Here is a 22,374-nt window from a genome sequence, read left to right on the forward strand (position 1 = left end):
AAGTTGATTAGCTCATAAAATAAAACGTTGGCTTAGTTTCGATAAGAAACTAATAGTTATTGTTTGTTGACGTTTTTGTTTGTTTAGTTTTCAAAGAACAATTATCATTATCTGTCATAAGCGACTTTTTTAATATAACACAACGCTTTTTACGTTGTCAATATCTTTTTTTAAAACCGCCACTCGCGAAAGCTTTATTTGAGTGTTTCGAAGCGACGGTTATTAATATACCAAGTAATTTATAAAAGGTCAATACATTTTATTGTTTTTTTAGGATAATTTTTTATTCACACGATAACATCTGTGAAAAACCCCGTGCCCCTTTGTTTCCACATTAACCACATCTAATAAATGTTTTTCATTCAAATACTCAAGCAGTACTGATAGATCGACAGAGTAAGGAATTAATTCAATTTCATTCATGATCTCATTAAACAACCAATATTCCTTGCGGCTTAGAACATCCATTAAATGCGCAGCACCGATATTTGTCCTAGAATGAATCATAAACTCACTTGCAAGAAACAGAAGCTCAAGTCTTTTCTCAAGCGTTTCTTCACTATTGACAAGTTCTTCATATAATTTAAAGATTTCTGGTTCTATTTGCTTTACTTGATGCCAAACAGTAAGCTCTGGATGGAGGCCGTTTTCTATCACCGCTAATCTTGCAAGATGGTGTAAGGAATGAACAACATGATTATAAGCATCCAAAAATTGTTTACCTTCAAATAGAGCTTTTCCATCAACATAACGGCGAATTAATTTTGCAAATTCTAATCCCATTTTGATCTTTCGTCCGTTAAAAGGAAATTCTCGCAGTTCAATTTTTAAATTAGCAACATATTCATTCCGATCAAAAAGGATTTTAGCTTCATGAATCCATTCAAATATTTTTCGATTCGTGCCCAGCAATAACCAATCCTGCAGCTGTGTTTCTTCAATGATATGCATAGCAGCCTTTTTATTGTTATACGTATAATGTTTAATAAATAATGGCTGGTCTGACTCTTTAACGATGATCAACAATATTACATCAAATGAATCTGTAATATGACTTGATTTTTGTCTTTTTTCAACCAATAAGACTCCAAGTGTATTTAATTGACTCGCCCTTTCTTGATAAATAGGCCGAAGGATGTCTTCCATTCATCATTCCTCCATTTTATTCAGGTAGCTTATTATGTTCGACAGTGAAGCTTAATTTCCTTCTTTCGCAGAAGACAAATTTCGACATTCTTTACGAAGCGTTTTTCTTAAAACATTAATATGGTATAGTTTCTCTAGGAGGGAGAAACATGGCAAAATATTCGAATAAAATAAATAAAATCCGTACTTTTGCATTATCATTAATTTTTATTGGTTTTATTGTAATGTATGTGGGTATCTATTTTCGTACCTCACCAATTATTATGACCATCTTCATGCTTTTTGGTCTTATTTTTATTATCGCGAGTACAGCCGTTTATTTTTGGATTGGAATGCTTTCAACTAAAACGATCCAAGTTAAGTGTCCGAACTGTGGAAAACCCACTAAAATGCTCGGCAGGGTGGATATGTGTATGCATTGCAGTGAACCGCTGACCCTAGACCCAAAACTTGAAGGAAAAGAATTTAACGAATCGTATAATAGTAAAAAATCTGGAAAATAAAAAAGAGGATGACCCAAACCTCAATGGCCTTTAGCCATAAAGGTTTTTGTCACCCTCTTTTTTACAGACAAAAAGAGTTTTTTTAATCAGCCTGTGGTTCACCAAAATTAATGGACCTCTTTACTTGTACATTCCGGACATGAACCGTAAATTTCCATTCGGTGATTTTCAACTTTAAAGCCTGTCACATGGGAAGCAAGATGCTCCACTTCATCTAAGCCCGGATAATGAAAATCAACAATCTTCCCGCATTTTTCACAAATAACATGATAATGATGTGAGGTAACGAAATCAAAACGGGCTGATGCATCACCATAGGTTAATTCTTTAACAAGACCTACTTCACGAAATACTCGTAAATTATTGTAAACTGTTGCCACACTCATATTAGGGAATTTCCCTTCAAGAGCCTTATAGATTTCATCTGCAGTAGGATGTGACATCGAGTTTATTAAATATTCAAGTATCGCATGACGTTGCGGAGTAATTCGTACACCCGTTTCCTTTAAGGTATCCAACGCTTCTTTTAATTGATTCATCGTCATGCACCTTCTTTCTAAAAAATATTCTTAGATTGTAATTGTTATAATTAATTTTACTAAGTTTTTTACACTTTTGTCAACATTGTAATCTCACTATCAAAAATTGTTTCTTAACTTTTAGCATGCAATGTTTGTTCGCTCTCCCCTAGCTTCTGATTCACACAACGGGCAGTTACAAACAATAAATCCGAAAGTCGATTTAAATAGGCCAAAACCAGTGGATTTACATCTTCTCCCAATGAAACTGCACATCTTTCTGCTCTCCTTGCAATTGTTCGCGCTACATGAAAAGCTGCACCTGCTGGATGGCCTCCCGGTAGGATGAAATTCGTTAATGATGGAAGTTCTATGTCCCAATCATCAATTCGGTTTTCTAATTCTTGAATATCCAAACCCGTGATCGCCCACTTAACCTCTTTTCCTTTTGGAGTTGCTAATTCCGCCCCCACATGAAAAAGATTTGTTTGTATTTTATGATATACACTTTCAATTATTTCTTTCCCTTGAAAATTTTCATTATATAAATAACTGAGAGCAAGTCCAATCATTGAATTGGTTTCATCACATGTTCCGTATGCTTCGACTCGCAAATCGTTCTTTGCAACCCTTGTTCCGTATATCAAGGACGTTGTTCCCTTATCACCCGTCTTTGTATAGATTTTCACGCTTTAGCCCCCCTAAAAAAGTTGTTATTTCACCAGCAATTATTCTTATGTATCCAATAACTTAATTCAAATATGATTCAATCCCCATAATTGTTAGAACTATTTATTTTTCTTCATCATAACACCTGTATACATATTTAGAAAACTTGAAAACATAGAAATCCTTTTTTACATAAAAAAAAAGGGTCACTAAGGACCCAAAATTTTATCTGAGGAGGTATGCCCTAATAAAATGATATTCAAATTTGCGTTACTTGCATTGGACAAATGCCTTTTCTAAAGAAAATAGGCTCTAAAAATTAGCTGAGGTTTTCACGTATGTATGTTAATGCATCCTCCACATGCGCTTTCACTTGCACCTTTCTCCATTCTTTAACAAGATTGCCTTCCTTATCAATAATAAAGGTGGATCTTTCAATCCCCATGTATTCTTTACCAAAGTTCTTCTTTAACTTCCAAACACCATAGCTTTCAGCAACATGATGATCTGTATCTGCTAAAAGTAAAAATGGCAATCCGTACTTTTCCACAAATTTTTGATGGCGTGGGACAGGATCTGGACTTACTCCTAATACTACCGCATTCAAATCTGTAAATTGTTGAATATGGTCACGAAAATCACATGCTTCTGTAGTACATCCAGGAGTCATGTCTTTCGGATAAAAATATAAAACAATGTTTGAACCACGGAATTGTGCTATTTGTACTGTCTCGCCATTATTTGCTTTTAATTCAAAATCAGGTGCTTGCATCCCTATTTCAACTGACATCCTAATCACTCCATTGTAAAATATTCCTTCTTTATAGCGTAACTAATCTGTCCAGATAACACAAATATATCGCAAACGAAAGGTTTATTTTTCTCTGTTTAACATGACTTTAGCAACAAAGGCAGCAGGCAGCGTATAGCCAATTAATGCCTCGATAACGGCAATGATCCTTCCAATCCCTTGTGGGAGCACATCCCCATTGCCAACTGAAAAAAGGGTCATGGCACTAAAATAAAAACTTGTTTCAAAGATGTTATTTCGATGATGTGTGTTCACTTCTTTAAGCAATGGCAACCCGATTAAATTAAATAAAAGATAAATTAGTCCAAATCCAATGATAATGGTTAGATAGACTGTCCCTAAATAAAGAAAATTTTCAACCGACACAAATTTCCCTCTTACTGTGTTTGGTATAAATAATGTTCGTAAACTCATAAAGATACAAAAAATAACGATCGGAAGTAAGAAATAGAACAACTAAGACCACCTCAAATTACAGCATTAGTTATTTTATTTCTATGCTCGCCTGGACAATAAAATATCCAAGTATTGATAATTCCCTATACTCCTCTATTTCTTCTCCCTTAATTATCCAAAAGTTAAAACAGATAGAACTCGATTAAAAAAGTGCTAAAATAGGAAGGAGACACATTTAAGGAGGAAACCAAGTGCAATTTACAAAGTCAGAACAAATACATAATGAAGCATTAGAACATATTGTCGGCGGAGTTAACAGCCCTTCAAGATCCTACAAAGCGGTTGGCGGCGGTGCACCGGTAGTCATGGAGCGCGGTCAAGGTGCATATTTTTGGGATGTCGATGGAAATCAATATATCGATTATCTTGCAGCATATGGGCCAATTATTACCGGCCATGCCCACCCGCATATTACAGAAGCAATTAAACGTGCAGCTGAAACCGGTGTTCTTTATGGAACTCCAACACCTCATGAAGTTAAATTTGCTAAAATGATAAAAGAAGCCATTCCATCACTGGATAAGGTTCGCTTTGTCAACTCAGGGACTGAAGCGGTAATGACTGCTATCCGTGTAGCCCGTGCTTATACCGGCCGTGATAAAATAATCAAATTTGCCGGTTGTTATCATGGTCACTCTGATCTCGTCCTTGTTGCTGCGGGTTCTGGTCCCTCAACACTTGGCACACCGGATTCAGCTGGCGTGCCAAAAAGTATTGCACAAGAAGTGATTACCGTACCATTCAATGATATCGAACCATTTAAAGAGGCATTAGAAAAGTGGGGTTCAGAAGTTGCCGCGGTCCTTGTAGAACCTATCGTTGGAAACTTTGGAATTGTTGAGCCAAAGCCTGGCTTCTTGCAGCAGGTCAATGATCTTACCCACGCTGCAGGTTCACTAGTTATTTATGATGAAGTTATTACAGCTTTCCGCTTTATGTATGGTGGTGCCCAAGATTTATTAGGTATTCAACCGGACCTAACTGCACTTGGAAAAATAATCGGCGGTGGCTTACCAATTGGCGCCTACGGTGGACGTAAGGAAATTATGGAAACAGTTGCTCCACTTGGACCTGCCTATCAAGCAGGAACAATGGCCGGAAATCCGGCTTCCATACTTTCTGGTATTGCCTGCCTGGAAGTATTAAAGCAGGAAGGCATTTATGACTATTTAGATCGATTAGGTGCAATACTGGAAGAGGGAATCTTAGAAGCTGCCAAGGAATACGATATCGCAATTACCATCAACCGATTAAAAGGTGCCTTTACCGTTTATTTTACAAATGAAACCATTGAAAACTACGAGCAGGCTGAGAACACTGACGGTGAAATGTTTGCAAAGTTTTTTAAGCTGATGCTAAAACAAGGAATTAATCTTGCACCATCAAAATACGAAGCATGGTTCCTGACAATCGCTCATACAGAAGAGGATGTTGAAGCAACATTACATGCAGTAAGAAATGCATTTGCATCACTAAAATCTGAATAAACATGCATATTTTATGCACAAAAGGGAGTGGAAATCACTTCCTTTTTATTTTTGGATTCGAATTGAAAACGTTTACACTAACGACTTTCTTCCAATAAAACCTTCATTTTTTCATCTATTTTATTATCCAAAATAATGTATATTTATTTGATTTCTGAAAATTCTTATGATACTATTAGATTATTATTTTTCTTTTAGTCCTTTAATATCATACCTCGTTAAAGTATCAAATTATTTCTACGCAAAAACAGTATTTTCTCAAACTAACAATTTCATAGGAGGTGAAGCGGCTTTAGCGGTGAACCGATGAAGCCAATAAGAATGACACAAAAATGGACCCCTTCCCAATTTAAGGATTTCCATAGACATGAACACGATGCATGTGGAATAGTCGCTTGCCTTGAAAAAAGCAAAATCCCGACAAGAAAGAATATTTTTGACTGTATTGATGCTCTTGTTACGATGAATCATCGTGCTGGCTTTATTAACGGTGAAGGTGATGGTGTGGGAATCCACATGGATCTTCCAACCGAGCTTTGGAAAGAAAAGCTTCTCAAGAAAGGCCTTGACCCGCTGCTTGCTGAAAAAGCAGAATTCTCTGTCGGTCATGTTTTTATCAGCCAAAAGGTTAACTGGTCTTCTACGAAACAAGAATTAGTAAAAAAGCTGGAAAAGCATGATTTAAAATTAGTTTTTGATACAAATGATGTCACTGACTCCTCTGCCTTAGGTCAAATCGCCATTCAAGAAAACCCTGTGTTTTGGCAATTTGCTTGTCTTTCAGCAAAAAAAAGCCAAGATTTAACAAAGATTCTTTTCGATACCCTAATTGACTTTGAGAAAAATGAACATGTCCATGTTGCATCACTTAGTCAAAATCATGTTGTCTATAAAGTTATGGGTGCCGGAGATATTCTCCCGCGGTACTATCATGACTTAGCAAACCCACTCATCGCATCAACCATGACATTAGGTCATAATCGCTATTCTACCAATACGCTTTCAAGCTTTTTCCGGGTACAGCCCTTCAGTGTCCTTGGCCATAATGGAGAAATAAATACCATTTCAAAGCTTCGCGATGAAGCAAAAATGATAGGTGTACCGCTTGTAAAAGACGGCAGTGACTCACAGGATTTAAGCCGAACCATGGAAACATTAATTTGCCGTGAAGGATATACATTATTTGAAGCAATGGACCTATTGTTTCCGCCTATTATTAATGAAATCAAAGCCTATCCAGAGCACCTGCAAGATTTGTATACGTACCTTCGTGAAGCATGGGGACACTTTGCCCAAGGACCAGCAGGAATTATCTCCCGTTATGGGGATGAAGCAGTATTTAGTGTCGATGCACTTGGCCTCCGCCCGCTTTGGATGCTGGAAACAGAAAGCTCGTATCTCTTTTCCTCAGAACCAGGAATTATTCCTTCAACTGAGTATACAAACGATCCAAAGCCATTGGCACCCGGTGAAAAGGTTGGTTTCAAGTGGAGCGGAGAGAAATTAGATGTTTACGAGCAAAACCATTATCAAGAAGAAGTGTACCAGCGCTTTTCTGATCGGTTAGCTATTGAAGGATCAAGATTGCGATTGCAGACACCAGCTTTAGCTAAAACCGTTACGATGAATTATCCTGATAAAATCCATAACGGACAATATAAGGCTTTCGGCTGGGAGAGGGATCATATTCAGTTAATTGAACAAATGGCTGAAAAAGGGGTGGAACCGATTCGTTCCCTTGGGCATGACGCACCACTCGCAGCCCTTAACCCTGAACGCGTGAATATCGCCGATTATATTAAAGAAAGTGTTGCTGTTGTTACCAATCCGGCCATTGACCGTGACAGGGAAACTGAACATTTCTCTACACGAGTGATTATTGGTAAGCGTCCGACTTTATTTTTAAAAGAAAAATCAGAAACGGTTATGGAGCCGACCACACCGCTTCTAATAGAAGGAAAAGCCGGTTTCTCTTGTTCAGAAAGCTTGGGACAGCCAAGCTTTGACCAAGTTGTACAGCATTTCCAGCAGCAAAAATTAGCAGCATATATTTCCACTACGTTCAAAAAGGACGAAAATGTGGATCATGCCTTAGAAAGACTTACTAAGGAAGCCGTTCAGGCTGTTCAAGCTGGGAAAACGTTACTAATCCTTGATGATGCGAAATCCCATCAAGATGATTTCTATTGGATTGACCCTCATCTTGTAACAAGTGCAATCGACCAAGCGTTAGTCAAGGTAGAATCAAGAAGAGATTGCTCTATAGTATTACGTTCCGCCTCTATTCGCTCGCTCCATGACATTATAACCGCCTTTGGACTTGGAGCAGATCTGATTAGCCCATATTATATGTTCTTAACTGTACTTGATGAATCAGCTGAACCGTTGCTGAACCTTTATAGCGCTTTAACGAAGGGGCTGGAAAAAGTAATCTCGACTATTGGAATCCACGAGCTCCGCGGTTACGGCAGGCTGTTCTCAAGCATTGGATTACATGATGAAATTGCTAATGTTTTAAACATCGTAAACTTTTTTGGTTCAAAAGAAATCAAAACTGATTTTGAAGCGATGAAGCACGATGCGTTTAAAAGAGCAGAAGATTACCAGAATGACAAAGAAAGAATCGGAAAAACCTTTCACCTCTTCCCGCGCATTTGGAAGGCAATCGGTGAGGTGGCAGCAACGGGTGACTACAGTGTGTATCGTGATAAAATCTCAGAACAAGAAAGTGAAAATCCGACAACAATTCGCCACTTAGTTCAGATAAAAAAGAGTAATAAACAGCTAGCTCCGAGCGAAGTCGACCTTCGTGTCGGTGACCATGATTTACCGTTTCTTATTTCTTCAATGTCCTTTGGTTCGCAAAATGAAACAGCATTTAGGGCATATGCTGAAGGGGCCGATCGTTTAAATATGGTTAGCCTGAATGGAGAAGGCGGCGAAATCAAGGATATGCTAGGCAAATATCCAAAAACGAGAGGACAGCAGATTGCATCTGGCCGATTCGGGGTTAATGCTGAACTCTTAAACTCTTCTAATCTGTTAGAAATTAAGATTGGCCAAGGGGCGAAGCCAGGAGAAGGCGGACATTTACCTGGTTCAAAGGTTACCGCAAAGGTTGCGGAAGCACGTAATGCAACGCTCGGTTCTGATTTGATTTCACCTTCAAACAACCATGATATCTACTCAATCGAGGATTTAGCACAAATGATCCTTGAATTGAAAACAGCTAACGACCAGGCAAAAATTGCTGTTAAGGTTCCTGTTGTGCCGAATATCGGAACAATCGCAGTCGGTATTGCTAAAGCTGGTGCAGACATTATTACTGTAAGCGGTTTTGATGGCGGGACAGGGGCAGCGCGAATTCATGCACTGCAGTATGTCGGATTGCCAGTTGAAATTGGTGTAAAAGCAGCCCATAATGCTCTCTTAGAGAGCGGTCTCCGCCATAAAGTTGAAATTTGGGCTGATGGCGGCATGAAGAGTGCTATGGACGTCATCAAAATTATGCTCCTTGGGGCAAATAGAGTTGGCTTTGGAACATTGTCGATGCTCGCCATTGGCTGCACAACCTGCCGCGGCTGTCATTTGGATACATGCCATGTCGGAATTGCAACCCAAATTGAATCAGAAGCACAAGCAAAAGAGCACGGACTAAGACGTTTTGTTCCAAGACAATTAGAATTAGCCGTTCAAGGGATTATGAATCTTTTTACAGCATTTAGTACAGAATTAAAAGCACTTGCTGCTTCATTGGGAATCAAGAATTTACAAGATGCTGTCGGTCATTCCGAATTATTGGAGCAAGTAAAAGGTGAGAACCAGCTTAGCTTATCCTACCTGTTAAAACCGCTGGAAATTAGTCAATTTGCAAAAGTAGAAGCTTCGAAATCAATTGAAGAAGTTCAACTGCAGGTGGCAGCTGGAGCAGAATATCTTGATGCGAGTGTGGAGCAGCTCCATTCCTCCCGCGAATTCGTTAGTGTTACATCAGAACAGCGAGTATTAGGAAGCCGAGTTTCCTGTCACCGTGTCCGCGGAAGATTGGATGGTTCCTATAAGCAGTTGACCCCTGTACAGCTTAAGTATAAGGAAGGTTCCATTCCCGGTAACGGCTTAGGCGCTTATAATAGTGAAGGCATCGAGATCACTGTTAACGGTGGCGGCCAGGACGGTGTCGGAAAAACCTCCTTTGGAGGAAATATTCATGTTCTTAAGTCTAGAGGAAAAAATGGTCTCTACTATAATGGGTCCGTTGGAAAAGGCTTTGGATACGGAGCGCAAAAGGGGCTGCTTATTGCTCAAGGAAATGCAGATGCACGCGCTGGAATTCGCCTTTCTGGTGCTGATTTAATCATCGGTGGTGCTATAAAAAAACCATTACCAGAAAAAGAAGCAGGAAACATTGGTGCCAATGCCAATATTAAAGGCTTCGCATTTGAATATATGACAAACGGACGCGGTTTAGTGTTAGGTGACCCAGGACCGTGGATATGTGCCGGTATGACCGGTGGTGTCGTTTATGTCCGCCAACAACCCGAAATGGGACTTACAAAGGATGCCATTAAAAGACGGATTGCCAAAGGTGCGAAAGTTTCTGTCTTAGATGTTAACGAAAAAGGAAAACAGGATATTAACGAACTTTTAAGTCAATATACAGACCTTCTTGAGCAAAATGGTCAGTTTGATGAAGCAAATCAGCTTCGCGGTCTTTTGACGAACCCGGAAAATCACTTTGTCCAAATTCTTCCTGTAAAAGAACAAGCAGATCCGTCAGTTTCAACAGAATGATATGAACGTCCGCTTTTTTTAGCGGGCGTTTTTAATTGTACTGATTAATGTAACAAATTAGAATAAAAATTCATATACTTTCTCTTGATAAAATGGTTTAATCCATGTATAGTACTTATTTGTTCTTAATTGAGTAAAATAAGAAAAGCGGAAGAGCGAAGTTGTCTCACCGCTGGGCGCTCCTCTAAAAAGCTAACGCTTTTCCTTCGTGCGAGGAATCGTTCCCAAAGCTTATTCTTATGAAGTTGGACAATGCTCAAAGTCGCTTTTTTACTATTAAATACCATTATTTTTGAAAGGAATCTATTTACAATGAAGTTAGGTGCCCGCATATTAAAAACGGGAATTGCTATAGTTTTATCCCTTTTCTTAGCTCAGTTGCTGCATTCACCTTCCCCGGTATTCGCTGGAATCGCAGCTATTTTTGCGATTCAACCGACCATTTATCGCTCCTATTTGACGATTATTGAACAAATTCAAGGAAATATTATTGGCGCTTTGCTTGCAGTTATTTTCGTACTTCTATTAGGAAATCATATTATTGTTATAGGTTTGGCCGCTATCATTGTTATAATTATCAATCTTAAACTTAAATTAGATAATACAATTGGACTTTCCCTCGTAACATTAATATCGATTATGGAAACCCAAAGTGGGAACTTTATTCAGTTTGCTGGAATCCGTTTCTCTACCATTATGATTGGAGTATTTTCGGCGTTTATCGTCAATCTCGTGTTTTTACCGCCACGGTATGAAAATAAGCTTTATTTTAAAATCGTTGACACAACCGAAGAAATTATTAAATGGATTCGCTTAAGTACACGCCATGATTATGACCATCAGCTTCTTAAAACAGATATTAAGAAATTTAAAGAAAGTATCAATACAATGGATCAGTTTTATAAAATGCTTAAGGAAGAACGATATTATTTGAAAAGAAATCTTCCGGAAAAATCGAGGAAACTTGTTATTTATCGCCAATTAAACTTAACGGCAAAAAAAGCACTTGATACGTTAAAAAGACTGCATCGGTATGAAAACGAGCTGCTTCATATCCCTGAACAGTTTAAGCAATCGATTCAGGAACAGGTAGATAGCCTTATTTACCATCACGAACAAGTCTTACTTAGATTCATTGGAAAAATCCCAACTCCGCCTCCATATCATGAGGATAATGAATACTTAAATAAACAGGAACTATTTGACTTCTTTTTAGCACATCAAAGAGAATATTCCGACCAAAATAATTCACATCTGTATCATACGATGCAAATCGTCGCATCCATTATTGATTATGGTGAACAGGTAGAACATCTTGATACACTTATAACAAGCTTTCATTCCTATCATCACAATGAAATATCGATTGAAGAAGATGGTGATGAATAAAATACGAAAAGCGAAAGCGTCCGTTTAGCGGCGTATGGATTGGAGCACTTTAACTGATCGGAGGGAAAAGGGCGACGTTGTCTTGCCGCTGCGTGCTCCTCGAAAAAGCTACAGCATTTCCTTCGTGTGAGGCATCGCTTCCGAAGCTTATTCATATGGTACTGGTAATTCTCAAAGTCCAATTATATAAAATTCTAATATTATTAAAGAACCCGATGCGGATTACTCTGCACCGGGTTCTTTGCTTTCAAGCTGTTGCACCTGAAATAAATTATAATAATTTCCTCGCTTTGCCATTAGTTCCTCATGTGTCCCAATTTCCACGATTTTGCCGTGCTCAATCAGGACAATCCGATTGGCGTGTGTGATGGTCGATAACCGGTGAGCAACAATAAAGGTGGTTCGATCCTTTGCCAGCTCCTCAAGTGATTCTTGAATCAAATGCTCGCTCTCTAAATCCAGTGCCGACGTTGCCTCATCAAGAATTAAGATCGGAGGATTTTTTAAGAATACCCTCGCAATTGCAATACGTTGTTTCTGGCCTCCAGAAAGCTTCACACCTCTTTCCCCGACCTTAGTATTGTAACCATCTGAGAGGTTAAGGATAAATTCATGGGCATTTGCCGCTTTAGCGGCATGATATACTTCTTCTTCAGTAGACTCGGGGCTTCCTAATAAAATATTGTCCATGACTGATTCGCTAAATAAGATATTATCTTGAAAAACCACACCTATTTTATCTCTTAGAGTTTGAACCTTAAATTGACGGATATCCACCCCGTCTAAAGTGATTCTTCCCTTTGTTACATCATAAAACCGGGGAATCAAACTGACAAGGGTAGATTTTCCACCACCGCTCATCCCGACTAATGCAATCGTTTCTCCCCTTTTTACATCTAAATTAATCTCTTTTAATACCATTTCATTTTCTGTTTCATAAGAAAACGAAACATTTTCAAAAGAAATATCACCTTTCACATCATTGCACACTAGTGCTTTGGGGTCATCAATAATGTCATATTTCTCATCTAAAAATTCAAATACCCGATCCATTGAAGCAAATGATTGCGTGATGGTTGTGGCTGAATTCACCAGCCTTCGTAAAGGATTATATAGTTTATCGATATAAGCAAAAAACGCAACCATTGTACCTAGTGACAATTGATCCTGAATGACAAGATAAGCGGAGTAACCTATGACAATTAAAGGAGCAATATCTGTAATCGTATTAACTGCAGCAAACGACTTAGCATTCCAGCTCGTGTGTGTTATTGCTTTTTCTAAAAAGTTTTTATTTTGTTTATCAAACTGTGTTTGTTCATATTCTTCAATGGCGAAGCTCTTGATAACAGGCATTCCTTGTACACGCTCATGCAAATAGCTCTGTACCTCGGCGAGGGCTTGCGAACGCTTCCGTGTTAAATCACGAAGGTTACCAAAAAAGTATCTTACTGAAAAGGCGTAAAAAGGGAACAATAAAATTGATACAACTGTTAATTTAACATTCATATAAAACATAAGAATAATTGCAATGGCAATAGTAGCAATATCAAGCCAAAGGTTCATTAATCCTGATATAACAAATGTTTTTGTTTGCTCCACATCATTAATTACACGTGAAATAATTTCCCCCGCTCGGTTATTTGAAAAATACTTGAAGCTTAACTTTTGGATATGGTTATACATTGTATCACGAATATCATATAATATTTTACTAGCTGTCCACTGGGCAAAATATTGGCGGTAATATTCTATTGGCGGTCTTAGGATGACAAAAACGACAATCATTATACCCATTATGAGCATTAGTTTATTTATTTTCTCATCATGGGATAAGGTATGACTCCCGACAATATCATCAACCACATACTTAATCAGCATAGGAATAATTAGCGGGATTGAAAATTTAATAACTCCTATGATGACCGTCCCAATAATTTGCAGACGATACGGTTTTACAAATTGAAGGTACCTGCGAATGCTGCTCAAGTTAGTCCCCCTTTCATTTTTATAAAAAATAACAAAACCTGTTGATTATAAATCAACAGGCATATACAGATATCTAACGTCTGTATGTTAAATAACGTTCATACCAAATATCAATAAAATCTGGTGCAAACGGGCCATTCCGTTGCCGAATCCATTGAATCAATTTTTCCACATTTCTTTTTAAAATTTGATCAATCACATCTGGATAATTCATTTCACGGCGATGGCGTTCATACTCATCCTCGTCTAGTAAATTAAAGGTCATATCAGGATACACCTTAATATCAAGGTCATAATCAATGTACTTTAGTGCTTCACCGTCAAAAATAAACGGTGAACTAAGATTACAGTAATAATAAATGCCGTCTTCACGAATCATTCCAATTACATTAAACCAGTATTGTGAGTGGAAGTAGCAAATTGCTGGTTCCCTCGTAATCCATGTTCTTCCATCTGATTCTGTAACAAGTGTACGGTCATTTCCACCAATCACCAAATTCTGCGACCCTTTTAAAACAGTTGTTTCTTCCCAGACGCGATGGATGTGCCCATTGTGCTTATAGCTATGTATTTGCATTGGTTCACCTTCGATGGGTACGCCCATGTTCTCCCCTACCTTCATTCCTGAACGCTTTGCAACCTATTCTAAAAACCATAATAATTAACGAAAAGAGGTAACAAAGTAAAATTCCTATTTTTTATTATTATAACGGTTACGAACAGAATTTAAAACAAAAGAGCCACAATTCAGGTGGCTCTTTGTAAAAATTTGCGAATTTTTTTCAGCATTTTTAGTTCGGAAACTACATGGAAGCTGTTAAGTTCATTTCTCGATAGGAATTAATGACCTCGTCTGTCTGCTTCTCAAAAATTAATTGAATCTCTTTTAGCTCTTTTTTCATCAGTTGAATATCATTTTGAATACTATCAAGTTCTGTGGCATTTTGTAAAGATTTAAGCTCTTCTTCGATTTGTTGACAACGCTCAAGCTCAGTTTGAAGGTACAGTAATTTTTCCATTGTCGCCATTTGTTCGGAAACTAATCGGTTAAACTGATCCATTTCCCTCACCGCCTTATTTTTAAGCTACTATATGTATTCTTTAGCAACTGCTTTTTTCCTTTGACTACTTATGTAAACTTAAAGGAAGTTTTGTCGAAATATAAAAAGCACGTTTCATTGGCGCAAGTATAGACAGGGGCTCGACATAGGAAGGAGGCACTCTTTAGCGAAAAAGAGTGCCTCCCTTGTTAAGTATGATTAACTTTGACCAAATTGACCTGCGTTTTGGTTTTTTTTCGCTGCTGAGGCTTGATTTTGCTGTTTTACTTCTTGTGCATTTGTTTCGCTTGCAAATTCAGTACCAAATTGACCAGCAGCACCTGCACTTGCACCTGCACCTGCACCTGAACTTGATTGGGCATTTTGTTGTCTTACTTCCTGGATGTTAGTTCCAGCAGAAGTTTTGTTTGGCTGTTGATTGAAGTTTGCCATTGTTATCACCTCCACGAATATAATTTAACCAAGCTCCGTGGAGATTATCCAAAAAAAATCATTATTTAAAAATAACTTATACGAGTAATGAAATTCCTCCATCAACAATGATGGTTTGTCCCCTGATCATGCTCGATTCATCAGATAAAAGGAACATGACGCTATTAACCATATCGTCAATTTCAACCATTCTTCCTGCTGGCGTTTTTTCTTTTGCTTCTTGAAGGAGTTCTTCTCGATTAGGAAAATGCTTTAATGCTTCGGTATCCACTGCACCACCTGAAACAGCATTAACAATAATATTTTTGGGCGCCAATTCAACTGCTAAATATCGTGTTAATGCTTCTAGAGCTGCTTTTGATACACCCACTACAGTATAATTTTCCAAATAACGAATGGACCCAAGGGAGCTGATGCTGACAATTTTCCCGCCACCGTTTCTTTCCATCAATTTCGCTGCTTCTTGGGCACAAAATAACAGAGCTTTACTATTAATATTTAAAGTCCAATCCCAATGTGACTCTTCAAGCTCCATAACAGGACGCTGTACCCCTGAGGCGGCATTATTAACAAAAATATCTAAACGACCATATTCCTGTTCAATTTGAGCAAACATATCTTTAATTTTAGCTACATCACCCACATTGGCTTTTACAATTAAGACCTTTCTGCCTAGTGCTTCAATTTGTTCAGCAACCTCAAGGGCAGACTTTTTACTTCTTGCATAGTTTATGACGATATCATAACCTGCTTCGGCTAATCGAAGTGCTGTTGCTTTACCAATTCCTCTGCTGCTTCCAGTAATTAGTGCTACTTTTTGTGTCATATTCCCATTTCCCTTCTTCAGAGTTCATTATTTATTCATTAATCTTTGATTACTTTCTAGCTCCAGCGCCCAGCGGCCGCATCCGCTTTTCTATTCATTTTATCTTTTCTAGGTATAGAAGACAATTAATATAAGACACTAAAGGCAAATTAACAAATGGGAGGAAGATGTTATATATGTACGACGTCCGTGATATGACAGAGCTTTCTATGTTGGCGAAATCTGATTGGCATGACAACGAGCTTGCCTTTTTTCACCATTCCTTGCAGCAAATTGCACCCTATTTAAATAGTGAAGGGCAGACAATCCATCGAGAAATAATCGAGGAAATTGAAAATCGCGGGGGGATAAAGCGATAAAGCATATAATGAAAATTGACCGCTGCAATTAAGCAGCGGTCTATTCTTTAATGACTTTGATAAAGTTTAAACATTTTTTGATATGGGACAGGGAAAGCATATGCTTTCATTTCTTCAATGGAAACAAGCTTCCACTCATCTGTTTCCTGAAATTTAGCGTTAATTGTCCCTGTGTATACATTAATATTCCAAACTAAATGTGAAAACACATGGTCAATTTGACCGATAATCTCATCAAGATTCATTTCTAGATTAAGGGTTTGTTGAAAAAGGGTAACGACCTGCTCTCGATCATTTTGCATTGGATGATGGAGTTCAATATTGGGGAATTCCCATAAATTCGCGAGCAGCCCATTTGCGGGCCGCTTATGAATAACTATTTTTCCAGTTTTATCAATTAAAATTGCTGCAGCTAGTTGAACCTCACGGGATTTCGTTTTTTTCGTTTTTATTGGCAGCTCATGCTGTACCCCTTCAAAAAAAGCATGGCAATGATCGCGCACCGGACATAATAAGCAAGAAGGGGAAGTTGGTGTGCAAATTAGCGCACCCAATTCCATTAATGCCTGATTAAATGAGGATGGATCTTCATGTGAGATTAATTCACGCACAGCTTTTTCAAAAACCTTCCGAGATGAAGGTTTGGCAATATCTTCCCAAATGGAAAGAATTCGTGATAATACTCTCATCACATTTCCATCTACAGCAGGCTCTGGAATTCCGTAGGCAATACTTAAAATGGCACCAGCTGTATACGGACCAACCCCTTTAAGTTCGGCAATCTCCTTTGGAGAATTTGGCACTTCCCCGTTGTATTTCTCCTTTACTTCCTTAACAGCAGATTGGAGGTTTCGAACCCTTGAATAATATCCAAGCCCTTCCCATGCCTTAAGTACTTTATCTTCGTCAGCTTCAGCCAAATCATTAATCGTTGGGAACCAATCAATAAAGCGATTAAAATAAGGAATAACCGTATCTACTCTTGTTTGCTGCAGCATAATTTCAGAAACCCATACCTTATATGGATCCTGGTCTTTGCGCCACGGCAAGTCACGCTGTTCATTTTTAAACCAGGATATTAAATCATTTTGAAATGCATTTATATTGATTTTTTCTGAAATTTCTTGTTCAATTAACATGACTTTTGTTCCTCCATTTTGTTAAACAATTAGATAAAAAGGAAATATAATAAGAAAGACGGAAGTGACCTTCTTGCAAAGTAGCACTTCCGAAGCTTATTCTTATGGAGTCGGACATTTTTCAAAGTTCTTGTTTAATTTCCGATTTTATTATAAGACATTTTCGTTTTACGATAATCCAATTTGTTTATTTTGACAAGAACTTATTGAAGGAGGATTTCCTTTTGGATACTGGAACTCATGTTGTAATGGGCATTGCCCTAGGCGGTCTTGCAACTTTAGATCCATCTGTCGCCTCAAGCCATGCTACTACAACTAGTGTGTTAATTGCCACTATTGCCGGTTCGCAAATACCAGATATTGACACTGTATTAAAACTAAGAAATAATGCGATTTACATTCGTAATCATCGAGGGGTTACCCATTCCATACCAGCTGTGTTATTATGGCCGCTCGTCATTTCAGCTGTCGTTTATCTTTTTTTTCCAGACGCCAATTTGTTGCATTTATGGGCTTGGACATTTGCAGCTGTGTTCATACATGTATTTGTCGATATCTTTAATGCCTATGGTACTCAAGCGCTTAGACCATTTTCATCGAAGTGGGTTGCTCTTGGTGTCATAAATACGTTTGATCCCATTATTTTCGGAATTCATGTTCTCGGGATTTTTATTTGGATTCTAGGGGCAAATCCGGGCATTACCTTTTTGCTGATGTATGCAGTAATCATCGTTTACTATATCAGGCGCTATCAAGCTAAGAAAAGGGTTTTGGTTGGGGTAAGAGCCATCATCCCCGATGCCACAGAAATCATTGTTGCACCTACAATGAAATTTCATCAATGGAGAATTGCTGCTATGAATAAAAAGCAATTTTTTGTAGGGAGGGCTGTTAAGGATAAGGTGGAAATCCTGGACCGATTTAACCGTGTACCAGTACCAAAAACACCTGTAATCGAAGCAGCCAAAAAGGATAAGAATCTTTCAGCGTTTTTATCATTTTCTCCGGTTTACCGTTGGGAAGTCGATGAATACAAAGATTTTTACGAAGTCCGGTTTATTGATTTACGCTACCGTAGTAATGGCCACTACCCGTTTGTGGCGGTTGTTCAATTAGATTGTGATTTAAATCCAATCAGTTCTTATACGGGTTGGGTGTTTAGCGAGAAGAAATTACGGAAAAAGTTAAGTATTATTCCCAGTTAAAAAGCGGTGACTTGTGTCACTCGCTTTTTTTTTGGGGCCAATCGATGGGTTTTGTTTTACCATTTTCTTTTAACATATCCCTAATAAAAAGCGTGAATACTAAGCAAACGTGGTAAGCATTAAGTATAATTGCTTTTCACGTTTTTCTCATTCCCTACATGGAGGTATAGCATGAGAAATAAAGAAACGAAATTCCCTAATCAAAATAATAACAAACTTGAGGGAGAGCCAAGAGCGAAAGCAGAATATGCTTCAAAAAGAGCGAATGGGACAACTAATACCCATCCACAAGAGCGAATGCGCGCCTCCGGGGAGCGCGATGATGAATCGCCGCAAGTATGGAAGTAAGATTAAAAGAAGACAAACCAGAGATTCACTTCTCTGGTTTGTCCGTTATTTTAGGCACTTTAACATGGAAATAGGAAGAGCCTCTTCTTTTCCATCCCTATTTAGTCGATAGCCCCAGGCAAAAACGCCATTCAGATAATCAATTTTAAAATATTGGCCAGGATCCCCTTCGATTTCATAAATTTCCCCAGGTTTATATGAGTCAGGATTTATTAGGTAAGCCCTTGCCATTTGTACCTTTCTTTCAAGGACAGCAAACTCATTTACCATTCCTAATTGCTCGGCTTTTCGGGCCTTTTCATGAAGGGTCGCAATTTCTTGCCTTAATTCATGTTCTGACATTACACTGTAGCGTTTCTCCTGATGCATCACATTCACTCCCATTTACCTTTTTATTTTAGTATAGTAATATTTGTGTAATTAATAAAGTGAAACTTCAATCAGTGAGAAACCTTTCGAAATACAAGCAAGGAAGGCCCCATTGATTGTTAGTCTCATTCCAAGCAGTTGATCCCCACTTTCGCTTCATACTTAAGCCAATAATTTATGTGGGGTCTTAAAGCCCGTCAATGCGGGAAAAAGGTATAATTTATTTGAAGGAGGATGCTCAATGAAAACAATCATTATTACTGGAGCCGGTTCGGGTTTAGGAAAAGAATTAGCTTTTCTTTTTTCACAAAAAGGCTATCACCTCATATTAACTGGGAGAACAAGTGAAAAATTAATTGCGGTAAAACAGGAAATTGAAACGGCTGGAGGAACGGCCGATATACTTCCCTTAGATATCCGAAACAATGAGGATGTAGTAAACAAAATAAAGGAAATAAGCAGTACATACGAAATTTATGGTTTGGTCAATAACGCAGGAATTGGACATTTTGGTCCATTTGCAAATATAAATGAGCAGCAAGTTAACGAAATCTTAGAAACAAATGTTTTCGGAACCATCTTTATGACAAAGGCCATCTTGCCCGTTCTAGAGCAGAATGGCGAAGGTCAAATTATGAATATTATCTCCACTGCCGGTTTACGTGGAAAAGCGAATGAAGCTGTGTATGTTGCGAGCAAATTTGCGGTCAGGGGATTTACAGAAAGCCTGCAAAAAGAATATGAGGGCAGTGGTATAAAGTTTAATGCGGTATATATGGGCGGTATGAACACCCCATTCTGGGACGAAAGCGACCATATAAAAGACAAATCTCGGCTAAGGTCTGCCAAAGAAATTGCAGAAATCATTATGGGTCAATTGGATTGTGAATCAATTATTATTGAAAATAAAAACTCATGACTTTTTTGTCATGAGTTTTCTATTTCCGCGAGAAATCGTTCTATCAGATCCATTGAAAAGCCTTTCCTGTATAAAGCTTGTTTCATCTTTTGTTGATATTCATAACCATCGAATTGAGAAAGTTTCCGATGGGCCTTTTCTCCTTGAAATCTGATAGCCTCCATTTCCTCATCAACCTCTTTAGGCACTTCAGTTTCATTCATAGCAATAGCAATAACTTCAAAGGAATACCCTTTTCTAAGCAGTACATTCTCCAGCTTTTGTTTTTGAACTCTAATTGATTCCTTTGCATGCTTTTGAAAAAACTTTTCGCTTATCTTAGCTGCTTTTTCTATTTGTTGCTCTAAAGGGAATTCTTCAAGCGCGTGTAAGAGGATTTTCTCATCAATTCCTTTTTCCTTTAATTCCATTTTGATTACAGCAGGGCCTTTATCAGTTGTATTAGCTTGTGTCCTTACGTAGGCTAAGGCATATTCCTCGTCACTAATGTATTTTTGAGCGATCAATTTATGTATAACTTCTTCGATAATAGGTTCGTCCATTTCTTTTTTAACAAGATAATCCTTTATCTCTTTTTCAGATCTCATTCTTCTAGCTAAATAGTTGACGGCTAGATTGTATGCTTTGCGAATGTCATCTTGATATTGAATTTCCAAGAAAGAAAAATCATCTAGCTCCATACCTTTTTTTAATTGAAATTTAATTAATACATCGCTGTCGACACTAAATGCAAATTCTTCACCCTTGCCATAATCCATAAACACATTAAAACGATCTTGATTTTTCTGTTGCGTGGTGATTTTTGTAATAATGGCCATTTCATTCACCTCAAAATTACTTTACCATATTCTTTGTAGTAAGCACGATTAAAAAAAGCATGAAAAATATATTTTCCTCATATTAGTATCTTTCCGTTCCTAAAAGGTAAAAATGGAAATAAGTATTAAAGAAGACTCGCCGATTGGCGAGCCCGGAAGGGCGAAGACAGAGGCGTAGTCGCCCTTATGCCTGATAGGAAAGTTATACTTTCCTATCGGCCAAGAAAACTCGCCGATTGGCAAGTCCTAAAGGGTGAAGACAGAGGCGTAGTTGCACTTATGTTTTCAAAAATTATGAAATAAATTTTGATTAGCCATAAAGTGCATTTTATTTTTTACCACTTAGCTTGATGACGATTGACTAAAAAATGTTGAAAGGAATGAGCAAAATGGCAGAAAAGAAGAAAAAAGACAAGGATAGAGGAAAATACACCTTATCAAGCATGCAGGAAGTATCCTATCAGCGGGAATTTAAAATGGCGGATCGTGCCGGCGGCTTTAATGACAGAAAAACGAAGCTTTAAATTAGTTAAAATATTTTTCCATTAATGAACCTCTTTCTACTTGTAAAAGCTAGTAATGGGAGCATTTGAGCTCCTTATCGTTTTTACAAATGAAAGGGGTTTTTCTAATGGGTCGTTCACGTGGTCATAAAAGTCGTGATAAAAATAAAGGGTCACTTCCACAAGTGCCGAAAAACATGAAGTCAGATGGAATCGATGTAGAGTATTCGCAAGAATTAGCTGACAACGCAGACCTTGAAGCACAAGCACGTGCAAATGCTGCTAACCAACGTATAAAAAATCGCAAAAGATCGTAAATCTTTGTTAGATAAAAAAAGAGAAGCAGGTTTACCCTGCTTCTCAGATTGTCGAGAAAGGGTATTTTTCTCGGCAATTTTTTATTCAGTCAAAATCTAAATACCAAATTTATTGATTGTCCCTGCGAATAGGCCTGTTGATTTCCGCTCCGGGCACTCGCTTTCCGCGGGGAGGTCCTGGAGCCCGTCTAGCTGCAGCGCCTAGCCCCTCGAGGTCGCTTCGGTCCTGCCGCTGAAGTCAAAGAACGACTTCAACGTCAGGCCCTCCAGCGCTTGTCGGGGCTGGACAAGGCGCTTCCGCTTTTCCTTCTCCTCGGCG

General features: G+C 38.2%; 23 protein-coding genes. 10 read left to right on the top strand and 13 right to left on the bottom strand.

What is annotated here, in order from left to right; all coding sequences use genetic code 11:
• Nucleotides 1-270: 270 nt before the first annotated feature.
• Complete coding sequence (locus tag V7150_RS20325; protein ID WP_335521919.1) at nucleotides 271-1,146, bottom strand: nucleotidyltransferase-like protein; 876 nt, start codon at nucleotides 1,144-1,146, stop codon at nucleotides 271-273.
• 149 nt (nucleotides 1,147-1,295) lie between these two features.
• On the opposite strand from V7150_RS20325, the gene V7150_RS20330 reads away from it, so the two are divergent.
• On the top strand, nucleotides 1,296-1,649 hold the full coding sequence (locus V7150_RS20330) for a YgzB family protein (protein WP_335521921.1): 354 nt from the start codon (nucleotides 1,296-1,298) through the stop codon (nucleotides 1,647-1,649).
• Between the two features lie 107 nt (nucleotides 1,650-1,756).
• Here V7150_RS20330 and perR read toward each other — a convergent pair whose 3' ends face one another.
• The 4 genes from perR to V7150_RS20350 all read right to left on the bottom strand — a co-directional run bounded on the left by perR (nucleotide 1,757) and on the right by V7150_RS20350 (nucleotide 4,013).
• Nucleotides 1,757-2,194 (bottom strand): peroxide-responsive transcriptional repressor PerR, encoded by a 438-nt coding sequence (perR, locus tag V7150_RS20335; RefSeq protein WP_335521923.1) that lies wholly within the window; start codon nucleotides 2,192-2,194, stop codon nucleotides 1,757-1,759.
• Nucleotides 2,195-2,301: 107 nt separating this feature from the next.
• Complete coding sequence (locus tag V7150_RS20340) at nucleotides 2,302-2,856, bottom strand: cob(I)yrinic acid a,c-diamide adenosyltransferase (protein ID WP_335521925.1); 555 nt, start codon at nucleotides 2,854-2,856, stop codon at nucleotides 2,302-2,304.
• Between the two features lie 299 nt (nucleotides 2,857-3,155).
• Entirely contained in the window at nucleotides 3,156-3,626 is a 471-nt protein-coding gene (bcp, locus tag V7150_RS20345) for a thioredoxin-dependent thiol peroxidase (RefSeq protein ID WP_335521927.1), read from the bottom strand.
• 84 nt (nucleotides 3,627-3,710) lie between these two features.
• Nucleotides 3,711-4,013 (bottom strand): potassium channel family protein, encoded by a 303-nt coding sequence (locus tag V7150_RS20350; protein WP_335521929.1) that lies wholly within the window; start codon nucleotides 4,011-4,013, stop codon nucleotides 3,711-3,713.
• Nucleotides 4,014-4,294: 281 nt separating this feature from the next.
• Here V7150_RS20350 and V7150_RS20355 point away from each other — a divergent pair, with 281 nt between their 5' ends.
• The 3 genes from V7150_RS20355 (at nucleotide 4,295) to V7150_RS20365 (ending at nucleotide 11,770) form a co-directional block, all read left to right on the top strand.
• Nucleotides 4,295-5,590: a glutamate-1-semialdehyde 2,1-aminomutase gene (locus tag V7150_RS20355; protein WP_335521931.1), complete on the top strand. Its 1,296-nt coding sequence runs from the start codon at nucleotides 4,295-4,297 to the stop codon at nucleotides 5,588-5,590.
• A gap of 321 nt (nucleotides 5,591-5,911) precedes the next feature.
• Nucleotides 5,912-10,381, top strand: a complete 4,470-nt coding sequence (locus V7150_RS20360) for a glutamate synthase-related protein (RefSeq protein WP_335521932.1) — start codon at nucleotides 5,912-5,914, stop codon at nucleotides 10,379-10,381.
• A gap of 312 nt (nucleotides 10,382-10,693) precedes the next feature.
• Nucleotides 10,694-11,770 (top strand): FUSC family protein, encoded by a 1,077-nt coding sequence (locus V7150_RS20365; protein WP_335521934.1) that lies wholly within the window; start codon nucleotides 10,694-10,696, stop codon nucleotides 11,768-11,770.
• Nucleotides 11,771-11,992: 222 nt separating this feature from the next.
• Here V7150_RS20365 and V7150_RS20370 read toward each other — a convergent pair whose 3' ends face one another.
• The 5 genes from V7150_RS20370 to fabL all read right to left on the bottom strand — a co-directional run bounded on the left by V7150_RS20370 (nucleotide 11,993) and on the right by fabL (nucleotide 16,078).
• Nucleotides 11,993-13,759, bottom strand: a complete 1,767-nt coding sequence (locus tag V7150_RS20370) for an ABC transporter ATP-binding protein (RefSeq protein ID WP_335521936.1) — start codon at nucleotides 13,757-13,759, stop codon at nucleotides 11,993-11,995.
• A gap of 73 nt (nucleotides 13,760-13,832) precedes the next feature.
• Nucleotides 13,833-14,363, bottom strand: coding sequence for a nucleoside tri-diphosphate phosphatase (ntdP, locus tag V7150_RS20375; protein ID WP_335521962.1), 531 nt, complete (start codon nucleotides 14,361-14,363; stop codon nucleotides 13,833-13,835).
• A 199-nt stretch (nucleotides 14,364-14,562) separates the two neighbouring features.
• Nucleotides 14,563-14,820, bottom strand: a complete 258-nt coding sequence (locus V7150_RS20380; protein WP_335521938.1) for a YgaB family protein — start codon at nucleotides 14,818-14,820, stop codon at nucleotides 14,563-14,565.
• Nucleotides 14,821-15,018: 198 nt separating this feature from the next.
• On the bottom strand, nucleotides 15,019-15,252 hold the full coding sequence (locus tag V7150_RS20385) for a gamma-type small acid-soluble spore protein (RefSeq protein ID WP_335521940.1): 234 nt from the start codon (nucleotides 15,250-15,252) through the stop codon (nucleotides 15,019-15,021).
• Between the two features lie 76 nt (nucleotides 15,253-15,328).
• Complete coding sequence (gene fabL / locus V7150_RS20390; protein WP_335521943.1) at nucleotides 15,329-16,078, bottom strand: enoyl-[acyl-carrier-protein] reductase FabL; 750 nt, start codon at nucleotides 16,076-16,078, stop codon at nucleotides 15,329-15,331.
• 176 nt (nucleotides 16,079-16,254) lie between these two features.
• On the opposite strand from fabL, the gene V7150_RS20395 reads away from it, so the two are divergent.
• On the top strand, nucleotides 16,255-16,437 hold the full coding sequence (locus V7150_RS20395) for a hypothetical protein (protein WP_335521945.1): 183 nt from the start codon (nucleotides 16,255-16,257) through the stop codon (nucleotides 16,435-16,437).
• 47 nt (nucleotides 16,438-16,484) lie between these two features.
• On the opposite strand, the gene mutY is transcribed toward V7150_RS20395, so the two are convergent.
• Nucleotides 16,485-17,576 carry an A/G-specific adenine glycosylase gene (gene mutY / locus V7150_RS20400; RefSeq protein ID WP_335521947.1) on the bottom strand — a complete coding sequence of 364 codons (1,092 nt, stop codon included), beginning with the start codon at nucleotides 17,574-17,576 and terminating at the stop codon, nucleotides 16,485-16,487.
• Between the two features lie 224 nt (nucleotides 17,577-17,800).
• Between mutY and V7150_RS20405 the strand changes: the two genes are divergently transcribed.
• Both V7150_RS20405 and V7150_RS20410 read left to right on the top strand, forming a co-directional pair.
• Nucleotides 17,801-18,781: a metal-dependent hydrolase gene (locus V7150_RS20405; protein ID WP_335521948.1), complete on the top strand. Its 981-nt coding sequence runs from the start codon at nucleotides 17,801-17,803 to the stop codon at nucleotides 18,779-18,781.
• Between the two features lie 171 nt (nucleotides 18,782-18,952).
• A complete protein-coding gene (locus V7150_RS20410) occupies nucleotides 18,953-19,129 on the top strand; it encodes a small, acid-soluble spore protein K (protein ID WP_335521950.1) in 177 nt (58 codons plus the stop codon).
• Nucleotides 19,130-19,174: 45 nt separating this feature from the next.
• On the opposite strand, the gene V7150_RS20415 is transcribed toward V7150_RS20410, so the two are convergent.
• Nucleotides 19,175-19,498 carry a YfhH family protein gene (locus V7150_RS20415; protein WP_335521952.1) on the bottom strand — a complete coding sequence of 108 codons (324 nt, stop codon included), beginning with the start codon at nucleotides 19,496-19,498 and terminating at the stop codon, nucleotides 19,175-19,177.
• A gap of 241 nt (nucleotides 19,499-19,739) precedes the next feature.
• On the opposite strand from V7150_RS20415, the gene V7150_RS20420 reads away from it, so the two are divergent.
• Complete coding sequence (locus V7150_RS20420) at nucleotides 19,740-20,417, top strand: SDR family NAD(P)-dependent oxidoreductase (protein WP_335521954.1); 678 nt, start codon at nucleotides 19,740-19,742, stop codon at nucleotides 20,415-20,417.
• 8 nt (nucleotides 20,418-20,425) lie between these two features.
• On the opposite strand, the gene recX is transcribed toward V7150_RS20420, so the two are convergent.
• Nucleotides 20,426-21,235 carry a recombination regulator RecX gene (gene recX / locus V7150_RS20425; protein ID WP_335521956.1) on the bottom strand — a complete coding sequence of 270 codons (810 nt, stop codon included), beginning with the start codon at nucleotides 21,233-21,235 and terminating at the stop codon, nucleotides 20,426-20,428.
• A 389-nt stretch (nucleotides 21,236-21,624) separates the two neighbouring features.
• Here recX and V7150_RS20430 point away from each other — a divergent pair, with 389 nt between their 5' ends.
• Both V7150_RS20430 and V7150_RS20435 read left to right on the top strand, forming a co-directional pair.
• A complete protein-coding gene (locus V7150_RS20430) occupies nucleotides 21,625-21,759 on the top strand; it encodes a YfhE family protein (RefSeq protein ID WP_335521958.1) in 135 nt (44 codons plus the stop codon).
• A 107-nt stretch (nucleotides 21,760-21,866) separates the two neighbouring features.
• Nucleotides 21,867-22,055, top strand: coding sequence for a YfhD family protein (locus V7150_RS20435; protein WP_335521960.1), 189 nt, complete (start codon nucleotides 21,867-21,869; stop codon nucleotides 22,053-22,055).
• Nucleotides 22,056-22,374 lie beyond the last annotated feature (319 nt).

The organism is Neobacillus drentensis, assembly GCF_036965245.1.
GTDB classification, from domain to species: Bacteria; Bacillota; Bacilli; order Bacillales; family Cytobacillaceae; genus Neobacillus; species Neobacillus drentensis_G.

What these genes read in the sequence shown, in the direction of transcription:
- V7150_RS20325 (WP_335521919.1), bottom strand. Translation starts at nt 1,146, where the DNA reads ATGGAAGACATCCTTCGGCCTATTTATCAAGAAAGGGCGAGTCAATTA.
- mutY (WP_335521947.1), bottom strand. Translation starts at nt 17,576, where the DNA reads ATGTTAATTGAACAAGAAATTTCAGAAAAAATCAATATAAATGCATTT.
- V7150_RS20410 (WP_335521950.1), top strand. Translation starts at nt 18,953, where the DNA reads ATGAGAAATAAAGAAACGAAATTCCCTAATCAAAATAATAACAAACTT.
- V7150_RS20420 (WP_335521954.1), top strand. Translation starts at nt 19,740, where the DNA reads ATGAAAACAATCATTATTACTGGAGCCGGTTCGGGTTTAGGAAAAGAA.
- V7150_RS20430 (WP_335521958.1), top strand. Translation starts at nt 21,625, where the DNA reads ATGGCAGAAAAGAAGAAAAAAGACAAGGATAGAGGAAAATACACCTTA.
- V7150_RS20360 (WP_335521932.1), top strand. Translation starts at nt 5,912, where the DNA reads ATGACACAAAAATGGACCCCTTCCCAATTTAAGGATTTCCATAGACAT.
- V7150_RS20380 (WP_335521938.1), bottom strand. Translation starts at nt 14,820, where the DNA reads ATGGATCAGTTTAACCGATTAGTTTCCGAACAAATGGCGACAATGGAA.
- fabL (WP_335521943.1), bottom strand. Translation starts at nt 16,078, where the DNA reads ATGACACAAAAAGTAGCACTAATTACTGGAAGCAGCAGAGGAATTGGT.
- bcp (WP_335521927.1), bottom strand. Translation starts at nt 3,626, where the DNA reads ATGTCAGTTGAAATAGGGATGCAAGCACCTGATTTTGAATTAAAAGCA.
- V7150_RS20385 (WP_335521940.1), bottom strand. Translation starts at nt 15,252, where the DNA reads ATGGCAAACTTCAATCAACAGCCAAACAAAACTTCTGCTGGAACTAAC.
- perR (WP_335521923.1), bottom strand. Translation starts at nt 2,194, where the DNA reads ATGACGATGAATCAATTAAAAGAAGCGTTGGATACCTTAAAGGAAACG.
- recX (WP_335521956.1), bottom strand. Translation starts at nt 21,235, where the DNA reads ATGGCCATTATTACAAAAATCACCACGCAACAGAAAAATCAAGATCGT.
- V7150_RS20395 (WP_335521945.1), top strand. Translation starts at nt 16,255, where the DNA reads ATGTACGACGTCCGTGATATGACAGAGCTTTCTATGTTGGCGAAATCT.
- V7150_RS20330 (WP_335521921.1), top strand. Translation starts at nt 1,296, where the DNA reads ATGGCAAAATATTCGAATAAAATAAATAAAATCCGTACTTTTGCATTA.
- ntdP (WP_335521962.1), bottom strand. Translation starts at nt 14,363, where the DNA reads ATGGGCGTACCCATCGAAGGTGAACCAATGCAAATACATAGCTATAAG.
- V7150_RS20415 (WP_335521952.1), bottom strand. Translation starts at nt 19,498, where the DNA reads ATGCATCAGGAGAAACGCTACAGTGTAATGTCAGAACATGAATTAAGG.
- V7150_RS20435 (WP_335521960.1), top strand. Translation starts at nt 21,867, where the DNA reads ATGGGTCGTTCACGTGGTCATAAAAGTCGTGATAAAAATAAAGGGTCA.
- V7150_RS20365 (WP_335521934.1), top strand. Translation starts at nt 10,694, where the DNA reads ATGAAGTTAGGTGCCCGCATATTAAAAACGGGAATTGCTATAGTTTTA.